Source organism: Pseudomonas mosselii, assembly GCF_019823065.1.
In the GTDB taxonomy this organism is placed as follows: Bacteria; Pseudomonadota; Gammaproteobacteria; order Pseudomonadales; family Pseudomonadaceae; genus Aquipseudomonas; species Aquipseudomonas mosselii.
The window spans coordinates 4001971-4025326 of record NZ_CP081966.1; the positions used below are offsets into that span (position 1 = coordinate 4001971).

Genomic DNA, 23356 nt, shown 5'->3' on the forward strand with positions numbered 1-23356 from the left:
CAGCCGCCGCGGGCTTCAGGCCTGCCGGCTACGCCGGTCGATGAACGCCAGGGCCTGGTACAACGCCTCCATGCGCGGCAGCGCGCAACCGGCCGCGCGGGCCCGGGCCAGGGGCTCGGCATAGATCGCTTGCAGCTCCAGCGGCCGCTGCTGCACATGGTCGTGGTACATGCTCGGCCAGTAGTCCGGCATCTTCTCGGTGATGCGAAACAGGTGCTCGGCATAACCCGACGGCAGCTCGCGGCCACAGGCCTTGGCGCCCGCCACCACTTCGGCCATCAGCGCCTGGATCAGCGCGCGGCTGTCGGCATCGCCCATCAAGGGCGTGGTGCTGGCCTGCAGCAACACCGAGAGGCCGTTGTAGGGCACGTTCCACACCAGTTTCTGCCAGCGCGCCTGGTCGAGGTCGGCCATGGCCTGGGAGTCGATGCCCGCAGCCCGGAACAGCCCGGCGCCCTCCTCCACCACGGCGGCCCCGCCGTCCTGCGCCGGGCCACTGTGATAGCCCAGGTTCACCGCGCCCAGCGACTGGTGGCGGATTTCGCCGGGCCCCTCGCGATTGACGCAGATGAAGCACAGGCCGCCGAGCAGGTGCAGGTCCGGGCGCAAGGCCGGGCGCAACTGCTCCTCGACCCCAAGGCCGTTCTGCAGCAACACCACCCGGGCCTCGGGCGCCGCTGCCTGGACGATCAAGGGCGCCAGCTCCGCGTTGCTGGTGGCCTTGGCCCCCACCAGCAGCCAGTCGCAGGGCGGCATGTCGGCGGCCCGGGCGTATGCCTGCACCGGCATGTGCACCTGACCATGCACCGCGCTGTCCAGGCGCAGCCCCTGCTCGCGCACGGCCTGGTATTCGCTGCGCAGCAGGAAGTGCACGTCGTAGCCGGCACGGGCCAGCATCAGGCCGTAGAAGCCACCGATTGCGCCGCTGCCGATGATGCCGATGCGGGGATTGCCAATGCGAGGGTCAAGGGACGCCATGCCGTGCTCCTGGTCGAGAGTCATTATTGTGAGTCAGCCACTATACCCGCGTGCCGGCCATCGCGGCCAAATCCTCCCCATAGGCGCGGCGCTTGCCCGCAAATGCCGTCAGATGGGTAAAAACCCCGTATCGACGGGCCCCAGCCCATTGTCGCGCCCCTGCTAACGCGCTAAGGTTCGGCCTCCCCGCTGCGAATATTCTGCTGCTGGGCCGCACGGGGAACGCTGGCGGCCGGCACCCGTGACCTGACGAGTAACACGATGGCTGATTTACCGATCGATGACCTTAACGTTGCCTCCAACGAGACCTTGATCACCCCCGATCAGCTCAAGAAGGAAATCCCCCTCAGCGCCAAGGCCCTGCAGACCGTGACTGCCGGCCGCGAAGTGGTGCGCAACATCCTCGACGGCAAGGACCATCGCCTGTTCGTGGTGGTCGGCCCCTGCTCGATCCACGACATCAAGGCCGCCCACGAGTATGCCGAGCGCCTGAAGGTGCTGGCCGAGGAAGTCTCCGACACCCTGTACCTGGTCATGCGCGTGTACTTCGAGAAGCCGCGGACCACCGTCGGCTGGAAAGGCCTGATCAACGATCCGTACCTGGACGACTCGTTCAAGATCCAGGACGGCCTGCACATTGGTCGCCAACTGCTGCTGGACCTGGCCGAGAAGGGCCTCCCCACCGCCACCGAAGCGCTTGACCCGATCTCCCCGCAGTACCTGCAGGACCTGATCAGTTGGTCGGCCATCGGCGCCCGCACCACCGAATCCCAGACCCACCGCGAGATGGCCTCGGGCCTGTCCTCGGCTGTCGGCTTCAAGAACGGCACCGATGGCGGCCTGACCGTGGCCATCAACGCCCTGCAGTCGGTGTCCAAGCCGCACCGTTTCCTGGGCATCAACCAGGAAGGCGGCGTGTCCATCGTCACTACCAAGGGCAACGCCTACGGCCACGTGGTACTGCGCGGCGGCAACGGCAAGCCCAACTACGACTCGGTTAGCGTTGCCCTGTGCGAGCAGGACCTGGTCAAGGCCAAGATCAAGCCCAACATCATGGTCGACTGCAGCCACGCCAACTCCAATAAGGACCCGGCCCTGCAGCCCCTGGTCATGGAGAACGTCGCCAACCAGATCCTCGAAGGCAACCAGTCGATCATCGGCCTGATGGTCGAGAGTCACCTGAACTGGGGCTGCCAGGCTATTCCGAAGAACCTCGACGAGCTGCAATACGGCGTGTCGGTCACCGATGCCTGCATCGACTGGGCGGCCACCGAGAAGACCCTGCGCAGCATGCACGCCAAGCTCAAGGACGTGCTGCCCAAGCGCCAGCGCGGCTGAAATCCTGCGCAAACGAAAACGCCGGGCAATGCCCGGCGTTTTTCATGTGTACGGCCGTTCAGACCTTGCTCGAGTGGCGCTGCTGGCGCTCCATATAGCGCTCGACGTAAGAGCAAGAGGGAATCACGGTATAGCCCATCTGCTCGGCATAGGCCAAGGCCTGCTCGGTGAGCGCCGCGGCGATCCCGCGACCGCGCAGGGCATTGGGGACGAAGGTGCGATAGATGTCCAGCGTCTGCTTGCCCAGGTCCATGTACGTCAGATAGGCCCGGTGACCGTCCACGGTGGTCTCGAACTGATGACCGGCCTGGTCATGGTGGATGGTCAGCGTTTCGCTCATCACTACTCCTCGCAGGTCTTGTCGGCAGACCCTTACCTTACCGATGTGGTTTATCCGGCGGAGGAACCTCTACGCCACCTGTTGCCCCTTGGACAGCAGCCCGACCGGGATCGTTCTGCGTCGAGGCACCCTCAAATAGTAGGCGGCGCCAGCGAGAATGCTCAAGCTGCGCAGAATGAAAATACTGACAGCCACCCGCCCGAGGCCCGGCAACAGCAACCGGATGTTCTTGGGCTATGACGCTCGTCGACAGTTAAAGTCACCCTTAGTTCAACAAAAAGTTCCTGTACTACAATCGCTTGCGAACGCTGCTCAGGATTTTCACACTTTGTTTACAAACCCCGTCGCCGGGGCCGCCCAGAGCATTTTTTTTGCAGTTCTTGCGCTCAGTCAGTTTACTTACTACAAGTAATGGGTACTATGTACGCCGGCCAGTTTCTCTTTTCCGAGAGATGGCTATTTAATAGAAAGTCCTTGAAGGGGAACACGATGAACAACGTTCTGAAATTCTCTGCTCTGGCTCTGGCCGCAGTTCTGGCTACCGGTTGCAGCAGCGTATCCAAAGAAACCGAAGCTCGCCTGACTGCTACCGAAGACGCAGCAGCTCGCGCCCAGGCTCGTGCAGACGAAGCCTACCGCAAAGCTGACGACGCTCTGGCAGCTGCTCAGAAGGCTCAGCAGACCGCTGACGAAGCCAACGAGCGCGCTCTGCGTATGCTGGACAAAGCCAGCCGCAAGTAATAATCCTCACGGATTGTTATGGAGCCGACCCACTTGTGGGTCGGCTTTTTTATTGCCTGGGAGAAAAGCAGACGATGCCGGCCAAACAACTGGGGCCGCCTTGCGACCCATCGCGGAACAACCCTGCACCCAAAGGCATGGCGTTCGCCGTACCTGCAGGAGCGGGCGTGTCCCGCGATGGGCCGCCGGGCGGCCCCAAAGTGCACCGCTAGTTGCCAGCGGGCAATCGCTTACTGCAATTCTGGCGGAATGCTCGACACCATCGGCGCACTCGAGCCATTGACCGGCACGGCAATTTCGACTGGCATGCCGTCTTCGGCCGCCACCACATCGCGAACCATGTCCCAGTTCATGCGCAAGTTGTTGGCCAGGTCTTCACGCTTGAGCAAGGCGTTGATGACCGCAGTATGCTTGTCGACCACCGACGGGTTGCCGTGATCGTCCAGCGGCGTGTGCGCCTCGAGGTAGACCTTGCCGGCGCTGATGCCAAACTTGTAGGGCTCGTTGATGATGCGTACCGGCGTGCCCACAGGGACCATCTTCGACAAGGTCAGCACGTTGTTGTTGAGCATGCGGAAGCAGCCGTGACTGGTACGCATGCCGATGCCGAACTTCTTGTTCGAGCCATGGATCAGGTAACCCGGCACCCCCAGGGTGAACTTGAATGGGCCCAGCGGGTTGTCCGGCCCGGCCGGCACCACGGCCGGCAGGATGTCGCCATCGGCAGCGTGCTCGGCGCGGATCGAGGCCGGCGGTGTCCAGGTCGGGTTCGGCGTCTTGGCGGTGATCTTGGTATTGGCGATCGGCGAACCCCAGCCCTCGCGACCGATGCCCAGCGGGAAGGTGTGCACCACGTTCTGCCCTTTCGGGTAGTAGTACAGGCGGTACTCGGCCAGGTTGATGACGATGCCCTCACGCGGGCCCGGCGGCAAGATGTAGCGGGTCGGCAGGACGATCTCGGTGCCGGCGCCTGGCAGCCAGGGGTCGACGCCCGGGTTGGCGGCGATCATCTCGAGGTAGCCGAGGTCATTGGCGGTGCCGATGTCGGCGAAGGTGTCCTCGTACTTGGCCTTGATGGTATGAACCTGGCCGACGACGTCTTCACCGGGAGGTGGCAACGGCAGTTCCAGCGCAACAGCGGGGCCTGTCGCCAGCATGGCGGCCAGGGTCAGGCTACGGGTGACGGCGGGAAAGCGCGGCAACATCCGGGAAATCCTTCGAAAGATCAGTCAAGAAAACGATTGTACACCCGCGCCGAAACGAGCGGGAGGCGCATGCGTTTCAGATGATGAAAGGCGCTCAGAGTTCCGGCCATACCGGGCGCATGCCGCGCCGCTGGGCATCGAGGATCGCCCGGCACAGCGGGCACAGGCGCTCGTCGCGGTAGATCGCGCGCTCCACCCCCGACCAGCGCGGCTGCGCTGGCAGCAGGCCACCGCACAAGGTACGGTCGACCGGCACGCCCAGTTCGAGCTGGCGGGCGGCCAGGTGGATGCGCACTTCCTGGCAGGCAAACAGGTCGAGCTGCTCATCAGGCTCGATCAGTTGGTAGGCGTACAGGGACCAGGCGGGGCGCGGCATCGGGGGCACTCGAAACGGGGGGCGCAACATTAGCCGAAAGCGGCCCCCGATAAAAGCGTCACAGCAAGGGTTTTATCGTCGGCCAGGCATTTTCCAGCAGGCGTTGCTGGGCGGCCGCCGCCGGGTGGATGCCATCGGCCTGCATCAACTCCGGCACCCCGCCCACGCCATCGAGGAAGAACGGCACCAGCGGTACCTTTTTATCGGCGGCCAGCTGCTCATAGACCTGGGCGAACGCCGTGGTGTAGCGCACGCCGTAGTTCGGCGGCAGGCGCATGCCCAACAGCACCACCTTGGCACCGGCCTGGCGGGACTGGTCGATCATCGCGGCAAGATTCTGTTGCAATTGTTGCGGCGACTGCCCGCGCAGGCCGTCGTTGCCTCCAAGCTCCAGCACCACCAGGTCCGGCTTGTGCGCCGCAAGCAGCGCCGGCAGCCGCGCCTGGCCACCTGCGCTGGTGTCGCCGCTGATCGAGGCATTGACCACCTGATCGTCGAAACCCTCCTTCTTCAGCTGCTGTTGCAGCAGGCTGACCCACCCCTGGCGGGTATCCAGGCCAAAACCGGCGCTGATACTATCGCCGACGACAAGCAGCGTTCCCGCCGCCGCGCCCTGGGCCAGGCAACACAGGGCCAGGCCGGCACTCAACCACCACATTCGCATCGGATTCTCCATGGGCCCCAGCATTCTCGTTGCGCAGAACCTTAGCAAAGTGGTCCCCAGCGCGGAAGGCGACCTGACCATCCTCCACGCCCTCTCCCTCGATCTCGCCCAGGGCGACAGCCTGGCCATCGTCGGTGCCTCCGGCTCCGGCAAGTCCACGCTGTTGGGCCTGCTCGCCGGGCTCGACCGCCCCAGCGCCGGCAAGGTGATCCTCGCCGGCCACGATCTCGGCCCCCTCGACGAGGACCAGCGCGCCCGGGTGCGCGCCGAGCACGTGGGTTTCGTGTTCCAGTCGTTCCAGTTGCTCGACAGCCTCAATGCCCTGGAGAACGTCATGCTGCCGCTGGAGCTCGACGGTCGCCGCGATGCCCGCGAGCACGCCCGCGGTCTGCTCGAACGGGTCGGCCTGGGCAAACGCCTGAGCCACACCCCGCGCCAGCTCTCCGGCGGCGAGCAGCAGCGGGTGGCGATCGCCCGCGCCTTCGCCGCGCAACCGGCCGTGCTGTTCGCCGACGAGCCCACCGGCAACCTCGACAGCCACACCGGCGAGCGCATCAGCGACCTGTTGTTCGAACTGAACCAGGAGCGCGGCACCACCCTGGTGCTGGTGACCCACGACGAACGCCTGGCCAAGCGCTGCCGCCGCCTGATCCGCCTGGATGCCGGTCGCCTGGTCGCGCCCCTGGAGCCTTGATGACTCGCCTATCGTTCCCGCGACTGTGTGTCCTGGCCCTGCGCCAGTTGCTGCGCGATGCCCGCGCCAGCGAAGTGCGCGTGCTGTTCTTCGCCTTGCTGGTGGCGGTGGCGGCGAGTACCGCCATCGGCTACTTCGGCGCCCGCCTCAACGGTGCCATGCAACTGCGCGCCAGCGAGTTCCTAGGCGCCGACCTGGTCCTGCAGGGCAGCGCCCCGCCCAGCGCGCAGCAGATCGCCGAAGGCACGGCGCTGGGCCTGGGCCATGCGCGGGTAGTGGAATTCACCAGCGTGGTCGGCGGCGACAGCGGCATCCAGCTGTCCAGCATCAAGGCCGCCGATCCCGCCTATCCCCTGCGCGGCCAACTGCGCAGCGCGGCAGCGCCCTACGCCGAGGAAACGCTTGGCGGCGGCCCCGCGCCGGGCGAGGCCTGGGTCGAGCCGCGCCTGCTCGCGGCGCTGGGCCTGGCCATCGGCGACAGCATCGACGTGGGCATGAAGACGCTGCGCATGAGCCGCGTACTGACCTACGAACCCGACCGCGCCAACAATTTCTACAGCCTCACGCCACGGGTGCTGATGAACCTCGCCGACCTCGACGCCACGGGCGTGATTCAGCCCGGCAGCCGGGTCAGCTACCGCGACCTGTGGCGCGGCGATCTCGACGCCCTGCAACAGTACCGGCAAACAGCGGAAAAAAACCTGGCAGCCAACCAGCGCCTGCTCGACACCCGTGACGGCAACCGGCAGATCGGCGGCGCCCTGGGCAAGGCCGAACGCTACCTGAACATGGCCAGCCTGGTGGCGGTGCTGCTGGCCGGCGTCGCCGTGGCCCTCTCGGCCAGCCGCTACGCCGCGCGGCGCCTGGACGCCAGCGCCCTGCTGCGCTGCCTGGGATTGTCCCGCCATCAGGCCCTCGGTCTCTTCAGCCTGCAACTGGCCATGCTCGGCGGCATCGCCGCGCTGGCCGGCGCCCTGCTCGGGTGGCTGGCGCAGCTTGGGCTGTTCCGTCTGCTGGAAGGCTTGCTACCCAGCCAGGTGCCACCCGGCGGCCTCACCCCGGCGCTGGCCGGCATCAGCACCGGGCTGGTGGCCCTGGCCGGCTTCGCCCTGCCGCCGCTGGCGGCCCTTGGTCGCGTGCCGCCGCTGCGGGTCTTGCGCCGCGACCTGCTGCCGCTGCCACCGAGCAGCTGGCTGGTGTACGGCGCCGCCCTGCTCGCCCTGGGCCTGATCATGTGGCGCCTGAGCCTGGACCTGCTGCTGACCTTCGCCCTGCTCGGCGGCGGGCTGATCGCCGCCTTGCTGCTGGGTGGATTGCTGTTGCTCGGCCTGCGCAGCTTGCGCCGGCTGCTGGCCGGCGCGCCGCTGGCCTGGCGCCTGGGGCTCGGGCAGTTGCTGCGCCACCCGCTGGCCGCCGCCGGCCAGGCCCTGGCCTTCGGCCTGATCCTCCTGGCCATGGGCCTGGTCGCCCTGTTGCGGGCGGAACTGCTCGACACCTGGCAGGCGCAGTTGCCCAAGGACGCACCCAACCATTTCGCCTTGAACATCCTGCCCGACGAGCGCCAGCCGTTCGCCGAGCGCCTGGCCCAGATCAACGCCACCGCCGCGCCGCTGTACCCGGTGATCCCTGGCCGCCTGACCCATATCAACGAGCAGCCTGTGCGCCAGCTGGTCAGCAAGGACTCCACCGGCGAGCGCGCCATCCAGCGCGACCTCAGCCTGACCTGGGCCGCCGAGCTGCCCCAGGGCAACGCCCTGAGCGCGGGCCAATGGTGGCAACAGGCGCCCGCCAGCGATGACGTGCCTGGGGTTTCCGTGGAGGCGGAACTGGCGCAGAGCCTGCACCTGCAACTGGGTGACCTGCTGACATTCGATATCGGCGGCCAGCAGCGCCAGGCCCGGGTCAGCAGCCTGCGCAGCGTGCACTGGGACAGTTTCCAGCCCAACTTCTACATGATCTTCCAGCCAGGAACGCTACAAGGCCTGCCCACCACCTACCTCACCAGCTTCTATCTGGCACCGGGCCACGACCAGGAGATCGTCGCGCTGTCCCGCGCGTTCCCGGCGGTGACCGTGCTGCAGGTCGACGCGTTGCTGGCGCAACTGCGCAGCATCCTCGCCCAGGTCACCCTGGCGGTGGAGTACGTGCTGCTGTTCGTGCTGGCGGCTGGGCTGGCGGTGCTGTTCGCCGGCCTGCAGGCAACCCTCGACGAGCGCATCCGCCAGGGCGCCCTGCTGCGGGCGCTGGGGGCGGCGCGCCAGCTGCTGGTCAAGGCTAGGCGCATCGAGTTCGGCCTGCTCGGCGCGGCAAGCGGCGTGCTCGCGGCACTGGGTTGCGAGCTGATCACCTGGGCGCTGTACCGCTATGCCTTCGACCTGCACTGGGCACCCCATCCGTGGCTGCTGGCGCTGCCGCTGGCCGGGGCGGTGCTGGTGGGCGGAGCCGGGGTGATCGGTACACGTCGCGCGCTCAATGCCAGTCCGTTGGCGGTGTTGCGCGAGGGGTGAAGAAATGAAGCATTGCGAATGATCGAGGGTTTGCGCTTTTCCCTGTAGGAGCGGCCTTGTGTCGCGAAAGGGCCGCGCAGCGGCCCCAGCAATCGTTGCCTTGATGCTGATATCCCGGGGCCGCTATGCGGCCCTTTCGCGACACAAGGCCGCTCCTACAGGGATCGAGTATGGCCTTGAGTTCTGCGCCAGCTAGAGGTTGTAGCGGATGCTGTTCACATACCAGGTCGCCTCACCGGTGGGCGTGTGCACCACCACCTCGTCGCCCTCCTCCTTCTTGAGCAAGGCCCGGGCCATGGGCGAGTCGATGGAGATGTAGTCGTTGCGCCCGTGGATCTCGTCATAGCCGACGATGCGAAAACGCAGTTGCTCGCCGTCATCGTTCTCGATTTCCACCCAGGCACCGAAGAACACCTTGCCTTCCTGCTGGGGCGAGTACTCGACGACCTTGACGTCTTCCAGGCGCTTGCGCAGGTAGCGCACGCGGCGGTCGATCTCGCGCAGCAGCTTCTTGTTGTACTGGTAGTCGGCGTTCTCGCTGCGATCGCCCAGCGAGGCCGCCCAGGTGACCTTCTGGGTGATCTCCGGGCGATAGACCCGCCACAGGTGATCAAGCTCCTGCTTCAGCGCTGCATGGCCTTCGATGGTGATGATGTTGGTGCTCAACGACTGTCTCCTCAGTGCATCCGCGGCGGGACGACAGGCGCCCACCGGGAGACCGAGCTTAGCGAAAAACGGCTGGACGCGACACGCCGCTCAACGGCGGGTAATCAGGCCCTGGCGGGCAATGCGGGTGAGCTGGCCGATAACCTCGGCGGCCACTTCGGCCTCAGGCGCCTGAATCACGGCCAGGTCGAAGCGGTCGTTGCCGTACTGGTCGAGCTGTTCACAGCTGTCGGAGAACTGGATAAGGAAGGCACAGGCCTGGCCCTTGCGTCGGGAAAAGCCATCGAGATTGCGCAAAAGCGTGGGTTGATGCTGGCCGCCGAGCAGGATGCGCGGGGTACGGGAAGCCTGGTTCTTGGCCAGGGGGGTCAAGCAGACACTGGTACGTGGGCAACTCATGGAGTCTCTCTCCGCCTCGCTGTTCCCGCTGGGCAGCGGTGGGAGGCGTCACCGAACCAGCGCTTTAGCGGTATTTCGGATGACCCGTCGGGGCCTCTCCTGCGCCCCGCAAGTAGCTGTTTAAATCGGCGCAATCGGTATGCTAGAGGCTGACGCTTGAAGTTACAAGCGCTTGTGCAAAAGCAATCGCGGGGCCAGCCCACTCCCACACGCTTCGTGGGATTGGCCTGGCCCCGCGATTGCCGATCAGCGTGCGATCAGACGGTCCAGCGACAGCCGGCCCGCGCCCTCGATCAGCACCGCCACGGTACCGGCCATCAGCGCCAGGGCGAACTCATAACCGTTGTTGGACATGAACAGCCCGTTGCCGATGTGCACCGAGAAGATCGCTACCACCAGGGTCACGCTCAGCGCCAGCGCCGCCGGGCGGGCCAGCAGGCCGACCACCAGGGCCAGGCCGCCGAAGAACTCGGCGCTGCCGGACAGCAAGGCCATCAGGTAGCCCGGGGCCAGGCCGATGCTTTCCATCCACTGGCCGGTGCCTTCCAGGCCGTAGCCGCCGAACAGGCCGAACAGTTTCTGCGCGCCGTGGGCCATGAAGATGACGCCGACCAGGATACGCACGACGCTCAGGCCATAACCGGCGCGGGTGGTGAACAGGGCTTTGAGGGAGTTGTTCATGTTTGCTTCCTTGTTTGAGTAGGTGTGTGTTGGATGAGCGCCATCTTAATCAATTCATCGAATAAGAAAATCGCAATAATCGCGTAAAATCTATCGAATTATTAGATTCATCTAGCGCTTCGCCACACGCTCCAGGGAAGCCCGCTCGCGGTTGAACGCGAGGAAGTACTTGTTGACGCTATTGACGAAGTTCACCGGCCCCATGCCCACCTGCTCCATGGCGATGCGTTCGGTCTGGAAGAACCACTGGTTGCCATTGAGCCCACGCCGCCGGGCCTCGGCACGCATGGCCTGGACCCGCTCCGGCCCGAGGTTGTAGGCGGCCAGGATAAACGCCATGCGCTCACGCTCGTTGAGCTGGGGGCTGGCGAAGAACTTGCGGCGGATCAGCGCCAGGTAACGGGCGCTGGCCTGGACATTGCCGTCCACCGTGGCGGTGTTGCTCACCCCCACCCGCTGGGCCGCCGACGGGGTGATCTGCATCAGCCCGTGGGCGCCACCGGTGCCGCGCGCCTTGGGATCGAGGGTCGACTCCTTGAACGCCAGGGCGGCCAGGTTGAGCCAGTCGAACTGTTGGTCGCCACCGTGCTTCTGCAGCACCGAGCGCACCGACTCCAGACGCTGGCGGTCCCCGCGGGCCAGCGGGTTGTGCACCCTGTACTGGCGCCGGTAGATGCGCTCGAAGGCCGCGTCCTGGTTGTCCGGCGCGCGATAGGTGGCGAGGAAACGATCCACCGCCGCCTGCAGCATCGGCGCATCCTGGCGCACATACCAGCGCATGGCCTGGGGCTGGGCCAACTGCAGCTTGCTGTCCACCCGCAGACGCGGCATCACCCGCGCCCAGCGCTGGGCGATCGGCCGCTCAACTACTGTCAGCGGGTAGATACCGGCCTGGACCATTTCCAGCACATCCTCCACCGCCAGCGTCGGGTCGACCCACTCCACCTTGATCCGTGCCCGCTTGCGCAAGGCCAGCCGCTGGTTGATCGCCTGGATCGCCGCGCCCGCGGCACTGGCGGTGGTCAGGGCGACGGTACGCCCGGACAGCTGCTCGGGGCGGCTGTAGCCGCGCTCGCCCTTGCGCCCGACCAGTTGCAGCGGCACTTGGTCGACCACCGGGGCGCTGACGCCGACTCCGCGCACCACGCTCGGGTCGAGCAGCTCGCCGGGGGCGGCGAGATCACCCTCGCCGCGTTGCAAAGCCGCAAGCAATTGCTCCTTGGCGCGGGGGATGATCTTCAGGGTGATTTCCTGGCCGTCGGCGACCCGGGCATTGAGGGCGTGCTCCAGGGCGCGCAGGCGATAGTACTCGACGCCCACCGGCTCGCCCTTGACCTCGCCGGAGCTGTTGCGGCTCTGGTTGACCAGCACCCGCAGCACCTTGCTCGAGCGGATCTGCGCCAGGTCGCGCGCCTGGCTGGCCGGCACATGCTGCTGCGGCCCGGCTTCGCCGGCAGCGACCGGCCCGGCGGCCAGCAGCCCGGACAGCAACAGGCACGTCAAAAAGGTTCGCAACATGGGGAAAAGGGTCCGAGAGCGGTTGGCGGGCACCATGGTGCTGTGATCGATCCGTGACAAATGACCGCAACAGACCACGGCAAACGTTTGAAGTTCTTGGTTTTTTCTCGATATCCCGGTTTTTGCTATGCTGGCCGCCCCCGCGGCACGAGGTAGCACCATGCAACTGATCGATATCGGCGTCAACCTGACCAACAGCAGTTTCCACGACCAGCAGGCCGCCATCGTCGAGCGCGCCGTGGAGGCCGGCGTGGCACAGATGGTCCTTACCGGCACCAGCCTGGAGGTCAGCGCCGAGGCCCTGAAACTGTGCCGGCACCTGGACGAACCCGGCCAGCGCCTGTTCAGCACCGCCGGCGTGCACCCTCACGACGCCAGCCACTGGAACAGCGGCAGCGAACGCCAGCTGCGCGAACTGCTCGCCCAGCCACGGGTGGTGGCCGTGGGCGAATGCGGCCTGGACTTCAATCGCGACTTCTCCCCACGCCCGGCCCAGGAAAAGGCCCTGGAAGCGCAGTTGGCGCTGGCGGTCGAGCTGCGCCTGCCGGTGTTCCTCCACGAGCGTGAGGCCAGCGAGCGCCTGCTGGCAATCCTCAAGGACTACCGCGACCAGTTGCCCGCCGCCGTGGTGCACTGCTTCACCGGCGAGCGCCAGGCGCTGTTCGCCTACCTCGACCAGGACCTGCACATCGGCATCACCGGCTGGATCTGCGACGAGCGCCGCGGCACCCACCTGCATCCCCTGGTCGGCAACATCCCCGAGGGTCGCCTGATGCTCGAAAGCGATGCGCCCTACCTGCTGCCCCGCAGCCTGCGGCCCAAGCCGAAGAACGGCCGCAACGAGCCGGCCTTCCTGCCCGAGGTGCTGCGCGAGGTGGCCCTGCATCGCCATGAAACCGCAGCGCACACCGCCGCCCACACCAGCGCCTGCGCCCGCGCGTTCTTTGGTCTGCCTGAGGTTTCTTGACGCATATCAACAAGGCCCCTGGCGTTGGCGGGCACAATGATGGCACCTTGCCAATAATGTTTCCGCCAACTCAGAGAAGACCTACCATGGGTGCCTGGCTTAGCAACGTTTCCCTCAAATACAAGTTCTGGGCCGTCAATGCCGTGGCCTTCGTCACCACCCTGCTGCTGGTGCTCTACGCGGTGTACCTGGAGCAACAGGCCCGCGCCACCGGCGCCCAGGCGCAAGCCCAGGCCCAGGCCGAACTGCTGGCGGCATGGCCCGCCGGGCAGGCCCTGCCCACCCAGGCCAACCTGATCACCTGGCGCAATGGGCAAACGCCGCAGTTCGCCGGCGAACCCCTCGAGGCCCTGCGCGATGGCCAGGGCTGGGTCGAACTGTCCGGTGCCTGGATCCTCGGCGACAACCCGCTGCGTGGCGCCCAGGTGCTGCGCCGGGGCGACCAGCAGCTCGCGGTAATCGCCCAGTCGCCGAGCCTGCGCCAGGTCTATTTCGATCGGTTCAGCAACTACGCCGTGTGCGTGCTGATCCTGATGCTGGCGATGCTCTGCGCTTCACAGTTGTTGATCCGTTTCCTGCTCAGCCAGCTCAACACCCTCAAGGATGTGATGCTGCACGTGGAGAAGACCGGCGACCTCTCGGCCCGGGTGCCCCTGGCCTGCGGCGACGAAGTCGGGCAGATGGCCGGCGCGTTCAACGCCATGCAGACCACCTACCACCGCGTGGTCAGCACCGTGGCGCGCACCGCCGCGCAGCTGGACTCCGGCGCCGCGCGCCTGGCCGGCAGCATGGATGAAGTGCGCCACGGCATGATCGGCCAGCAGAGCGAGACCGACCAGGCCGCCACCGCCATCAACGAAATGACCGCCACCGTCCACCATATCGCCCAGCATGCCGGCGCCACCCGCGACCTGTCGCAGACCGCCGACACCCTGGCCGGCAGCGGCCAGGCCGTGGTCAGCCGCGTGCAGGACTCGATTGCCGGGCTCTCCAGCGGTGTGCAGCAGACCGCCGAGATGATCCGCCAACTGGCCGACGACAGCCAGAAGATCAATGGCGTGGTCGGCGTCATCCACAGCATCGCCGAACAGACCAACCTGCTCGCCCTCAACGCCGCCATCGAGGCGGCCCGGGCCGGTGACCTGGGCCGGGGCTTTGCCGTGGTCGCCGACGAGGTGCGCAACCTGGCCAAGCGCGTGCAGACCTCCACCGACGAGATCACCACCATGGTCGCCGACCTGCAGGCCGGCACCCGCGACGCGGTGGATTTCATGCAGGAAAGCTCATTCAAGGCCGACGATTGCGTCAAGCAGGCCCGCGAGGCCGGCGAGGCCCTGGCCGAGATCACCAGCGCCGTGGCACAGATGCGCGAAAGCAACACCCAGATCGCCGTGGCCGCCGAGCAGCAGAGCCAGGTGGCCGAGGAGATGAACCGCGCCGTGGTCAGTATCCGCGACGTGACCGAGGAGACCGTGCAGCAGACCGTCGGCTCGGCCACCACCAGCAGTGAGCTGGCGACCCTCGCCGGCGAGCTGAACAAGGCGATCGGCCAGCTCAAGCTGTGACCGGCGCCGGCTATGGCCACCATAGCCAGCCTCGATTGGCCCCCGCCCGGGGGCCGCACTAAGCTTTGGACAAGCCCCAGAGGATCTGTCCATGAGCAAACGACTGCCCAATCTGCCCGCCTGGCAATGGCGCGGCTACCACCACAACCATCGCCACCCCGCCAATCTGGTGCTGCACCTGATCGCCGTGCCGCTGTTCATCCTGGGCGCGCTGCTGGTGTTGTCGGGGCTGTTTGGACTGGACCTGTCGCAGATCGCCGTGGGTATCATCGCCCTGGTGGCCGGGCTGGGCCTGCAACGCCAGGGGCACCGCCTGGAAGCCGAGCAACCCGAGCCGTTCACCGACCGCAAGGATGCCGTACAACGCCTGCTCACCGAGCAGTTCATCACCTTCCCGCGCTTCGTGCTCAGTGGTGCCTGGTGGCGGGCCTGGCGCGAGCGCCACAAGCACCGCCACTGACTGAAAACATCACCCGGCGTGGGAGCGGGCTTGCCCGGCGATTGGCTTGATGAAGATGGCTCAGGCGAACACAGTCACCGTCTGCCGGCTCAACGCCAGCAACTCCCCTTCAGACGTCCACAATGCCGCGGCCGCATGGCCATAGCCATCACGGGCATACTCGGTCTCGACCACATAGCGGCACCAGTCGAGGGTTGACAGCTGCGGCGTGGGCTGCACGAACTCGATGGTCCAGGTCAGCGTGCTGCCGGCGGCGGGCTGCTTGAGATAGGGAAGCAGACTGGGCGGCCAGGCATCGACCAATGCCAGCAGGTGCGCCACCCCGACCGGCTCCTCGGCGACATCGCGCAGGCGTACCCAGCCCCCCATATGGCGCGAGTCGTTGCCACTGAACGGCAGGCCGCCCACCGCCCAGCGAAACGCCACATGCTGCATGAACGCCGGTGTAATGCCCTTGATAAAGGGCAACTCCGGCGCCGCCTCCTGCAGCGGCTTCATCGGCATCGCGGCAGGCGCGTCGACCGCCACCACCGAAGGGCGACCAGCACCGAAGCTGCCCTGCACCAGGGTCACTACCTGGCCATCCTGCACGGCGCGCCCCAGCAAGGTGCTGACCGCCTTGCCCTCGCGCAGCACCTCCACCTCCAGGCTGATTGGCATATCCGGCGCCGCCGGGCCGACGAAGGTGATGGCCAGCGAACGCACCGGGCGGTCGTCGCCCAGCTTCTGGCGCATCGCTTCGTGCACCATTGCCGCCATCAGGCCGCCGAACACCGCGCGTCCCTGGGCCCAGCCGGCGGGTACGCTGATGGCCTCGGGGTGTGTGCGGGCGGCAGTCAGCAATTCTGTGAAGTTCATATGCCAGGGCTCCTGCGCAAAAAAGAACCGATAGTAACCAGCGATCACGCCAGCCACAGCCCGCATATCGGTCATTTGCCGGGACTAACGACGCGCCAGAGCCTTTTGCAGCGCTTCGAGGGTGAGGTCGGAACGCGCCTCGGCAGCATGCAGTTCATGCTCCCAGGCCACCTTGCAGCCGAGCAGGTCGCTGTGCTCGCGCACCTGCAGCAACCACTGCACACGGTCGTGCCAGTCACCCAGGTCACCCTGGGCCGACTTGAGCAGGCGCTGCAGCTTGCTGCCGGCGTGTTCGAGTTGCGGGTAGGCCTGGTCGCCATAGCGCACCCGCTTGATCAGCAGGCGCAGGCGGTGGCGGTCGTGGCCAGGGTCCGACAGGGCCACCTGCAGCTTGTGCCATTGCTTGTGCAGGCGCTTGTCGATGCGCTGCCCCAGCTTCTGCGCCAACCCCTCACGGCCGGCGGCACGCAGGAACATCGGGAACGCATCGAGAATCGCCAGCACGCGATTGAGCTGGGCACTGGCCGCGACACTGGCATAGGTGCGCGCCCTGCCCTCCTGGCGACGCTGGCCTGCCTGCGCGTGCCCACGGCCGATCAGTTGCGCCGCCAGCACCTCGCGGTCACGCAGCGGCGTGGTCAGCGTGCCCAGCGCCCCGGCCGCCTGCTCGAGCTGTTCGACGCCCGGCAAGCCACGCAACGGCCGCAGCAGGCTGCGCAGACGCCGCAAGGTGATGCGCAGGTCGTGCAACGCCTCGCGGTCGGTGTCGGCGGCCAGGCGTTCGCGGCAGGCCAGCAGGCGCACCTGCAGCGCCAGAACCTGGCCGACCACATGATCGAGCATGGCGGACATGGGCAGCTCCTCGGTCAACGCCCGGCGCGGGATTCACGAATGTAGAAACGGGCCTTCTCGGCCTTGTGGGTACAGCCTTCGAAGCCTTCGAACTGCTGCTGGGTCTTGGCGCCGGTCAACAGCGACAGCGCCTTGGAATAACTCACGGTACCGGCAAAGCCTTCGGCCTTGGCCAGGTCCAGTTCCTTCCAGGCGGCATCGAGCTGGGTCGCGCAACTGTCACGATAGGCCGTCTTGCCCGCGCAGCCGACCAAGGCCAGGGCAATCAGAGGAAGGGTGATCCAGGCTTTCATCGGTAATACCTCGAGGGTGAAAAACTAAGGTGGCCGTTCGACGGCAAAGCAAACGAAAAGTGCCCTGCTCAGCGTAGCCCAGCACGGGCTACATTGAAGCACAGGTGGCAATGGGTGCATTGTTGGACCATGGTGGCACAGCCACAGGGGGAAAAGTCATGGGCAAACGCGTGGCATTGGTGCTGGGCTCCGGTGGCGCCCGAGGGTACGCGCACATCGGCGTGATCGAGGAAATCGAACGGCGCGGCTACGAGATCGGGTGCATCGCCGGCTGCTCGATGGGCGCTGTAATCGGTGGCATCTACGCCGCCGGCAAGCTCGACGAATACCGCAGTTGGATCGAGAGCCTGGACTACCTCGACGTGCTGCGCCTGGTGGACGTCAGCTTCCGCCTGGGAGCGATCCGCGGCGACAAGGTGTTCGGTCAGATCCGCAAGATCGTCGGCGAGATCAACATCGAGCAGTTGCGCATCCCCTACACGGCGGTCGCCACCGACCTCACCAACCAGCAGGAGATCTGGTTCCAGGAGGGCTGCCTGCACCAGGCCATGCGCGCCTCGGCGGCCATTCCCAGCCTGTTCACCCCCGTGGTGCAAGGCAACCGCATGCTGGTCGATGGCGGCATCCTCAACCCGCTGCCGATCGTGCCGGTGGTGTCCAGCCACTGCGACCTGATCATCGCCGTCAACCTCAACGCCACCAACCAGAAGCAGTACCAGCTGCCGGTGATCGAGCGCCCGGCGGCGTTCAAGATGCGCTTCGATGCCTTGATCAGTTCGCTCGGCTCGCGCCTGCCGTTTCGCCGCAAGCCGGCCGAACAACTGATTCGCCTGGAGCAGGAAATCACTGCCGAGGGACTGGCCAGTCCCAATCCGTGGCTCGCGGACAGCGCCGCCCCCGAGGGCCAGCAGCCGGCAGCTGCGCCGCAGAGCGAGGGAGCGCCGAAGTCGGCCACCGGGTCGTTCATCGTCGACAACGTCGGCCCTGCCTCCCTGCTCGACCTGATCAACCAGAGTTTCGAGGTGATGCAGACGTCACTGGCGCAATACAAGATCGCCGGCTATCCGCCGGATGTGCTGATCAACGTGCCCAAGCGCGTGTGCCGGTTCTTCGAGTTCTACAAGGCACCGGAGCTGATCGCCCTGGGGCGGGAGATTGCCCGGGATACGCTGGACAATCATGAGGGGGTTCAGCGATAGGTCTCTCTTCAGGCCGCGTGCAGTCCCTGAGGGAGATATGCGAAGGTCTTGATCATCGGAAACGAAACAGGCCGCATACGCGGCCTGTTTCGTGATCAGCGCGCCACTCAGTAGCGCGTGATGTCGGCACTGCCCTCAAGCAGCTTGCGATAGGCCGCGAAGTCCTGCGAACCGGCACGCGACGCGAGGTAGCGACGGATCTGCGCCTTCTCTTCGTCGGTGGCGGCGGCGCCCTCGTTGACGCCCTTGAGCTGCAGGACCACCAGGCTGCCGTCGCCCAGGACCACGCTGCCGTAGACCGGCTTGTCCTTGGACGCAGGCTTGCCGAGACGGAACACCGCCTGCAGCTCGGCCGGGTCGATACCGTCCTGGCCACGGGTGAACGCTTCGTGGACCTTCCAACCCTGACCTTCGGCCTTGGTCGAACCCTCGCGCAGGCCGGCGATCAGCTTGTCAGCCTTGGTCTTGAGCTCGGCAATCGCCTTCTCCTTGGCCAGGTGCTGGCTGATGTTCTTGGCCACGGCCTCCAGCGGCAGTTGCTCAGGCTTGCGATGCTCCTTGACGCGCAGTACCACCACGGTCTCCGGATCCAGCTCGATGGCGTTGCTGTTGGCGCCCTCTTCCAGCACCTGCTCGCTGAACGCGGCCTGGATCACCGCACGGTTGGCGGTGATGCCTTCACCACCCTCGCGACCGAAGGCTGCCGAGGTGTGTACCTTCAGGCCCAGGTCCTGGGCCGGCTGGGCCAGGTCGGAGGCTTCGAAGGCGGTATCCTCGAGCTGCTTGGTGGCCTCGACGAAGCGCTGCTCCACCTGCTGGGTCTTCAGCTCGTGGGTCAGCTTGTCCTTCAGGCTGGCGAAGCTCGGCACGTCCGGCGCCTGCACACCCAACAGCTTGATCAGGTGGTAGCCGAACTCGGTGCGCACGGGTGCGGACACCTGGTCCTTGTTCAGCTTGTACAGCGCGTCCTCGAAGGCCGGGTCGTACACGCCGGGGCCGGCGAAGCCGAGGTCGCCACCGGTATTGGCCGAACCCGGGTCCTGGGAGAATTCCTTGGCCAGCTTGGCGAAGTCCTCACCCTTGTCCAGGCGCTGCTGTATCTCTTCGATACGGGCCTTGGCCTTGGCATCGTCGGTCTTGTCGTTGACCTCGATCAGGATGTGCGCGGCATGGCGCTGCTCGCCAAGGTTGGCGATCTCCTTCTCATACAGGGCCTTGAGCTCGCCGTCATCGACCTTGACCTGGTCAAAGAAGGCCGACTTCTTCAGCTCGAGGTAGTCGATGACCACCTGGTCCGGGGTCATGAATTCCTTGGCGTGCTGGTCGTAGTGCGCCTTGACCTCCTCATCGCTCACCTTGACTGCGGCCGGGTCGGCCTTGAAGGTCTGCGAAGCGAAATCACGGGTCTGCTTCTCGAGGCGGGCGAAGGCCTCGACCTGCTTGTCGGTGACGAAGCTGCTGCCGGCAAGGCCGGTGCGCAGCTGGCCGATCAGCATTTCCTGGGCGAGCATCTCGCGGAACTGCATGCGGCCGTAACCCATCTGGCGGATGACCGAGTCAAAGCGCTCGGCGCTGAACTTGCCATCGACCTGGAATTCAGGCGTCTGCAGGATCAGCTGATCCAGCGCGGCCTCGGAAAAAGCGAACTTGGCGTCTTCGGCACCCTGCAACAGCAGCTTGCGATCGATCAGCCCCTTGAGCGCGGCTTCGCGCAGCATCTTCTCGTCCAGCAGCGCAGGGTCGAAATCCTTGCCCAGCTGTTGCATCAGCTGGCGGCGCTGCATGTCTACGGCCTGACTCAGCTCGTTCTGGCTGATGGTCTGGCCGTTCACCTTGGCGGCGTCCTGGCTATGGCTGGCGGCCTGGAAAATGGCCTCGAAGCCGGTCAACGCCATCAACACGACGATAAGGCCGATGATGGTCTTGGCAATCCAACCTTGTGAATTGTCCCTGATATTCTGCAGCATGCGTCCCCCAGAAACGGCTGTACCACTGCGTCGACAACCGCGGAGCGTGGGTAGAATCCTGATAGAAGAAAGGCGCATCCAGTGGATGCGCCTTTTCGAAGCGAGCGTGCCAGCGGGAACGTTTGCGACCCGCCGTCACGCGGTCGGCCCTGACGATGCCCGGGCCGGCTGAAAGACGACTTAGTTGACGGCGTCTTTCAGGCCCTTGCCAGCCTTGAAGCCTGGAACCTTGGCGGCAGCGATCTTGATCGCCTTGCCGGTTTGCGGGTTACGGCCGGTGCGCTCGGCGCGCTCCTTGACCGAGAAGGTACCGAAACCTACCAGTACCACATCGTCACCTTGCTTCAGGGCGCCGGTGACGGATTCGATGACTGCGTCCAGCGCACGGCCGGCTACAGCTTTCGGGATGTCAGCAGATGCGGCGATAGCGTCAATCAGTTCCGACTTGTTCACTCTAAGTCCCCTTATTTCTCTATTGAGTTTGTTTCTAAGTATGTAATGAAAAGCTTATGAAACGAGCGCTGGGTGGCCTGTTGACACTGGCGTGCCGTTTTATAGCAAGGGCCGGAAAATACTGTCAACCAACGCCCCCCAGCGAAATACGTACTAGTGCGTGCTGATTCTTTCCTTAGCATCGCCGTCGCGCTTCTCATCTTTCGCGACAATCTCCGGAGCCACATCTGGCAAGGGCTCCGGGGCGTATTGCAGCGCAATTTGGAGGACTTCGTCAATCCATTTGACCGGTTTGATCTGAAGATCCTGTTTGATATTTTCCGGAATCTCCTTCAAGTCGCGAACATTCTCCTCGGGAATGATCACCGTCTTGATCCCACCGCGGTGTGCCGCCAGCAGTTTTTCCTTGAGGCCACCGATGGCCAGGACTTGGCCGCGCAGAGTGATCTCACCGGTCATCGCCACATCGGCGCGCACCGGGATCTGGGTCAGGGCCGACACCAGCGCGGTACACATGCCGATACCGGCACTCGGGCCGTCCTTGGGCGTGGCGCCTTCGGGCATATGGATGTGAACGTCGCGCTTCTCGTGGAAATCTGCAGCGATTCCCAGACTCTTGGCGCGGCTGCGCACCACCGTCTGCGCAGCGGTGATCGACTCGACCATGACGTCGCCGAGCGAGCCGGTCTTGATCAGTTGGCCCTTGCCCGGGATCACCACGGCCTCGATGGTCAGCAGTTCACCGCCCACCTGGGTCCAGGCAAGACCGGTGACCTGGCCGATCTGGTCCTGCTGCTCGGCCAGGCCATAACGGAACTTGCGCACGCCCAGCAGTTGCTCGAGCTGCTCGCCGCTGACCTTCACCTTCACCTGTTTGGCCCCGGTGTGCTCCTTGACCACCTTGCGGCAAACCTTGGCGATCTGGCGCTCCAGGCCACGCACGCCAGCTTCGCGGGTGTAGTAACGAATGATGTCGCGGATGGCCGATACCTCGACCTCCAGCTCGTCCTTCTTCAGGCCGTTGGCCTTGACCTGCTTGGGCACCAGGTACTTGACCGCGATGTTGATCTTCTCGTCCTCGGTGTAACCCGGCAAGCGGATGACTTCCATACGGTCGAGCAGCGCCGGCGGGATGTTCATCGAGTTCGAGGTGCACAGGAACATCACATCCGAGAGGTCGTAGTCGACTTCCAGGTAGTGATCGTTGAAGTTGTGGTTCTGCTCGGGGTCAAGCACTTCCAGCAACGCCGAGGCCGGATCGCCGCGCATGTCGCTACCCATCTTGTCGATTTCGTCGAGCAGGAACAGCGGATTGCGTACACCGACCTTGGTCATTTTCTGAATCAGACGACCGGGCATCGAGCCGATGTAGGTGCGGCGGTGGCCACGGATCTCGGCCTCGTCACGCACGCCGCCCAGGGCCATGCGCACGAACTTGCGGTTGGTGGCGGCGGCGATCGATTCGGCCAGCGAGGTCTTGCCCACGCCGGGCGGACCGACCAGGCACAGCACCGGACCGCGGATTTTCTTGACGCGTTTCTGTACGGCGAGGTACTCGAGAATGCGCTCCTTGACCTCTTCCAGGCCATAATGGTCGGCATCGAGGATCTCTTCGGCCTTGGCCAAATCCAGGCGTACCTTGCTCTGGGCCTTCCACGGCACCTGTACCAGCCAGTCGAGGTACGAACGCACCACGGTGGCCTCGGCCGACATCGGCGACATCTGCTTGAGCTTGTTCAGCTCGGCCTGGGCCTTGGCCAGGGCGTCTTTCGGCAGGCCGGCGGCGTCGATGCGCTTTTTCAGTTCCTCGACTTCGTTGTGGCCTTCGTCGCCATCGCCGAGCTCTTTCTGAATGGCCTTCATCTGCTCATTCAGGTAGTACTCGCGCTGGCTGCGCTCCATCTGCTTCTTCACCCGGCCACGGATACGCTTCTCGACCTGCAGCAGGTCGATCTCGGCGTCCAGCAGCGCCAGCACGTGTTCCACGCGGGCCTGCAGGTCGACGATCTCGAGGATCTCCTGCTTCTGCTCGATCTTCAGCGCCATGTGCGCGGCCATGGTGTCGACCAGGCGGCCTGGCTCCTCGATGCTGTTGAGCGAGGACAGCACTTCGGCCGGGACCTTCTTGCCCAACTGCACGTACTGCTCGAACTGCGACAGCAAGGTCCGCACGAACACTTCGGACTCGCGCTCGGCGGTCTCGGTTTCGTCGATCAGGCTGACTTCGGCGCGGATATGGCCGTCGACTTCGTTGAAACGTTCCACGGCGCCGCGCTGTTCACCCTCGACCAGCACCTTGACGGTGCCATCGGGCAGTTTGAGCAGTTGCAGCACGGTGGCGACGGTGCCGACGCGATACAGGGCGTCTTCGCCCGGATCATCGTCAGCCGGATTCTTCTGGGCCAGCAGGAGGATCTGCTTCTCGCCCGTCATCGCCGCCTCGAGGGCTTCGATGGACTTCTCACGCCCCACGAACAGTGGGATGACCATGTGCGGATAGACGACGACGTCGCGCAATGGCAAAAGAGGCAAGTCGAGGGTGGTCTTCATGATTTCGCCTCTACAGCGGCCTTGGTGGCCGGAAACCGTTGGAAATGGTGCTTGGGGCTAATGTGGGGGCAGGCCTGGCAAATTA

Annotated in this window: 23 protein-coding genes; 8 read left to right on the forward strand and 15 right to left on the reverse strand. The window is 65.3% G+C overall.

Translation table 11 applies throughout. From position 1 onward, the window contains the following. Positions 1 to 15: 15 nt before the first annotated feature. Positions 16 to 978 carry a putative 2-dehydropantoate 2-reductase gene (locus K5H97_RS18550; protein WP_028692614.1) on the reverse strand — a complete coding sequence of 321 codons (963 nt, stop codon included), beginning with the start codon at positions 976 to 978 and terminating at the stop codon, positions 16 to 18. A 261-nt stretch (positions 979 to 1239) separates the two neighbouring features. Here K5H97_RS18550 and K5H97_RS18555 point away from each other — a divergent pair, with 261 nt between their 5' ends. Beyond that, positions 1240 to 2316, forward strand: a complete 1077-nt coding sequence (locus K5H97_RS18555; RefSeq protein ID WP_028692615.1) for a 3-deoxy-7-phosphoheptulonate synthase — start codon at positions 1240 to 1242, stop codon at positions 2314 to 2316. Between the two features lie 58 nt (positions 2317 to 2374). Here K5H97_RS18555 and K5H97_RS18560 read toward each other — a convergent pair whose 3' ends face one another. After that, a complete protein-coding gene (locus tag K5H97_RS18560; RefSeq protein ID WP_028692616.1) occupies positions 2375 to 2656 on the reverse strand; it encodes a GNAT family N-acetyltransferase in 282 nt (93 codons plus the stop codon). A gap of 489 nt (positions 2657 to 3145) precedes the next feature. Here K5H97_RS18560 and oprI point away from each other — a divergent pair, with 489 nt between their 5' ends. Further along, entirely contained in the window at positions 3146 to 3397 is a 252-nt protein-coding gene (gene oprI, locus K5H97_RS18565) for an outer membrane lipoprotei OprI (protein ID WP_003259780.1), read from the forward strand. Between the two features lie 230 nt (positions 3398 to 3627). On the opposite strand, the gene K5H97_RS18570 is transcribed toward oprI, so the two are convergent. The 3 genes from K5H97_RS18570 to K5H97_RS18580 form a co-directional block, all read right to left on the reverse strand. Beyond that, complete coding sequence (locus K5H97_RS18570) at positions 3628 to 4602, reverse strand: L,D-transpeptidase family protein (RefSeq protein ID WP_028692617.1); 975 nt, start codon at positions 4600 to 4602, stop codon at positions 3628 to 3630. 94 nt (positions 4603 to 4696) lie between these two features. Further along, a complete protein-coding gene (locus K5H97_RS18575) occupies positions 4697 to 4978 on the reverse strand; it encodes a hypothetical protein (protein WP_028692618.1) in 282 nt (93 codons plus the stop codon). Between the two features lie 58 nt (positions 4979 to 5036). Continuing rightward, positions 5037 to 5642 carry an arylesterase gene (locus tag K5H97_RS18580; protein ID WP_028692619.1) on the reverse strand — a complete coding sequence of 202 codons (606 nt, stop codon included), beginning with the start codon at positions 5640 to 5642 and terminating at the stop codon, positions 5037 to 5039. Positions 5643 to 5652: 10 nt separating this feature from the next. Between K5H97_RS18580 and K5H97_RS18585 the strand changes: the two genes are divergently transcribed. Then, complete coding sequence (locus tag K5H97_RS18585) at positions 5653 to 6336, forward strand: ABC transporter ATP-binding protein (RefSeq protein WP_028692620.1); 684 nt, start codon at positions 5653 to 5655, stop codon at positions 6334 to 6336. After that, complete coding sequence (locus K5H97_RS18590; protein ID WP_028692621.1) at positions 6336 to 8843, forward strand: ABC transporter permease; 2508 nt, start codon at positions 6336 to 6338, stop codon at positions 8841 to 8843. The genes K5H97_RS18585 and K5H97_RS18590 overlap by 1 nt, the downstream gene beginning before the upstream one ends. Before the next feature lie 192 nt (positions 8844 to 9035). On the opposite strand, the gene greB is transcribed toward K5H97_RS18590, so the two are convergent. From greB to K5H97_RS18610, 4 genes are all read right to left on the reverse strand, one after another. Next, positions 9036 to 9509, reverse strand: coding sequence for a transcription elongation factor GreB (greB, locus tag K5H97_RS18595; protein WP_028692622.1), 474 nt, complete (start codon positions 9507 to 9509; stop codon positions 9036 to 9038). A gap of 90 nt (positions 9510 to 9599) precedes the next feature. Beyond that, entirely contained in the window at positions 9600 to 9908 is a 309-nt protein-coding gene (locus K5H97_RS18600; RefSeq protein WP_028692623.1) for a hypothetical protein, read from the reverse strand. A 246-nt stretch (positions 9909 to 10154) separates the two neighbouring features. Next, positions 10155 to 10589 carry a DoxX family protein gene (locus K5H97_RS18605; RefSeq protein ID WP_028692624.1) on the reverse strand — a complete coding sequence of 145 codons (435 nt, stop codon included), beginning with the start codon at positions 10587 to 10589 and terminating at the stop codon, positions 10155 to 10157. A gap of 111 nt (positions 10590 to 10700) precedes the next feature. Next, positions 10701 to 12107, reverse strand: coding sequence for an MltF family protein (locus tag K5H97_RS18610; RefSeq protein WP_028692625.1), 1407 nt, complete (start codon positions 12105 to 12107; stop codon positions 10701 to 10703). Positions 12108 to 12267: 160 nt separating this feature from the next. On the opposite strand from K5H97_RS18610, the gene K5H97_RS18615 reads away from it, so the two are divergent. From K5H97_RS18615 to K5H97_RS18625, 3 genes are all read left to right on the forward strand, one after another. Then, positions 12268 to 13074, forward strand: coding sequence for a TatD family hydrolase (locus K5H97_RS18615; RefSeq protein WP_028692626.1), 807 nt, complete (start codon positions 12268 to 12270; stop codon positions 13072 to 13074). A gap of 86 nt (positions 13075 to 13160) precedes the next feature. After that, a complete protein-coding gene (locus K5H97_RS18620) occupies positions 13161 to 14639 on the forward strand; it encodes a methyl-accepting chemotaxis protein (protein ID WP_028692627.1) in 1479 nt (492 codons plus the stop codon). A 91-nt stretch (positions 14640 to 14730) separates the two neighbouring features. Further along, on the forward strand, positions 14731 to 15099 hold the full coding sequence (locus K5H97_RS18625; protein ID WP_028692628.1) for an Mpo1-like protein: 369 nt from the start codon (positions 14731 to 14733) through the stop codon (positions 15097 to 15099). Positions 15100 to 15159: 60 nt separating this feature from the next. Here K5H97_RS18625 and K5H97_RS18630 read toward each other — a convergent pair whose 3' ends face one another. From K5H97_RS18630 to K5H97_RS18640, 3 genes are all read right to left on the reverse strand, one after another. Continuing rightward, positions 15160 to 15957, reverse strand: a complete 798-nt coding sequence (locus tag K5H97_RS18630) for an acyl-CoA thioesterase (RefSeq protein ID WP_028692629.1) — start codon at positions 15955 to 15957, stop codon at positions 15160 to 15162. An 84-nt stretch (positions 15958 to 16041) separates the two neighbouring features. Continuing rightward, positions 16042 to 16809, reverse strand: a complete 768-nt coding sequence (locus tag K5H97_RS18635) for a CHAD domain-containing protein (RefSeq protein WP_028692630.1) — start codon at positions 16807 to 16809, stop codon at positions 16042 to 16044. Between the two features lie 14 nt (positions 16810 to 16823). Beyond that, positions 16824 to 17102, reverse strand: a complete 279-nt coding sequence (locus K5H97_RS18640; RefSeq protein ID WP_028692631.1) for a hypothetical protein — start codon at positions 17100 to 17102, stop codon at positions 16824 to 16826. A gap of 158 nt (positions 17103 to 17260) precedes the next feature. On the opposite strand from K5H97_RS18640, the gene K5H97_RS18645 reads away from it, so the two are divergent. Beyond that, positions 17261 to 18301, forward strand: a complete 1041-nt coding sequence (locus K5H97_RS18645) for a patatin-like phospholipase family protein (RefSeq protein WP_028692632.1) — start codon at positions 17261 to 17263, stop codon at positions 18299 to 18301. A gap of 107 nt (positions 18302 to 18408) precedes the next feature. On the opposite strand, the gene K5H97_RS18650 is transcribed toward K5H97_RS18645, so the two are convergent. The 3 genes from K5H97_RS18650 to lon all read right to left on the reverse strand — a co-directional run bounded on the left by K5H97_RS18650 (position 18409) and on the right by lon (position 23271). Continuing rightward, entirely contained in the window at positions 18409 to 20268 is a 1860-nt protein-coding gene (locus tag K5H97_RS18650) for a SurA N-terminal domain-containing protein (protein ID WP_028692633.1), read from the reverse strand. A gap of 180 nt (positions 20269 to 20448) precedes the next feature. Beyond that, positions 20449 to 20721, reverse strand: coding sequence for a nucleoid-associated protein HU-beta (gene hupB, locus K5H97_RS18655; RefSeq protein WP_011533117.1), 273 nt, complete (start codon positions 20719 to 20721; stop codon positions 20449 to 20451). 153 nt (positions 20722 to 20874) lie between these two features. Continuing rightward, complete coding sequence (gene lon / locus K5H97_RS18660) at positions 20875 to 23271, reverse strand: endopeptidase La (RefSeq protein WP_028692634.1); 2397 nt, start codon at positions 23269 to 23271, stop codon at positions 20875 to 20877. Between the last annotated feature and the right edge of the window lie 85 nt (positions 23272 to 23356).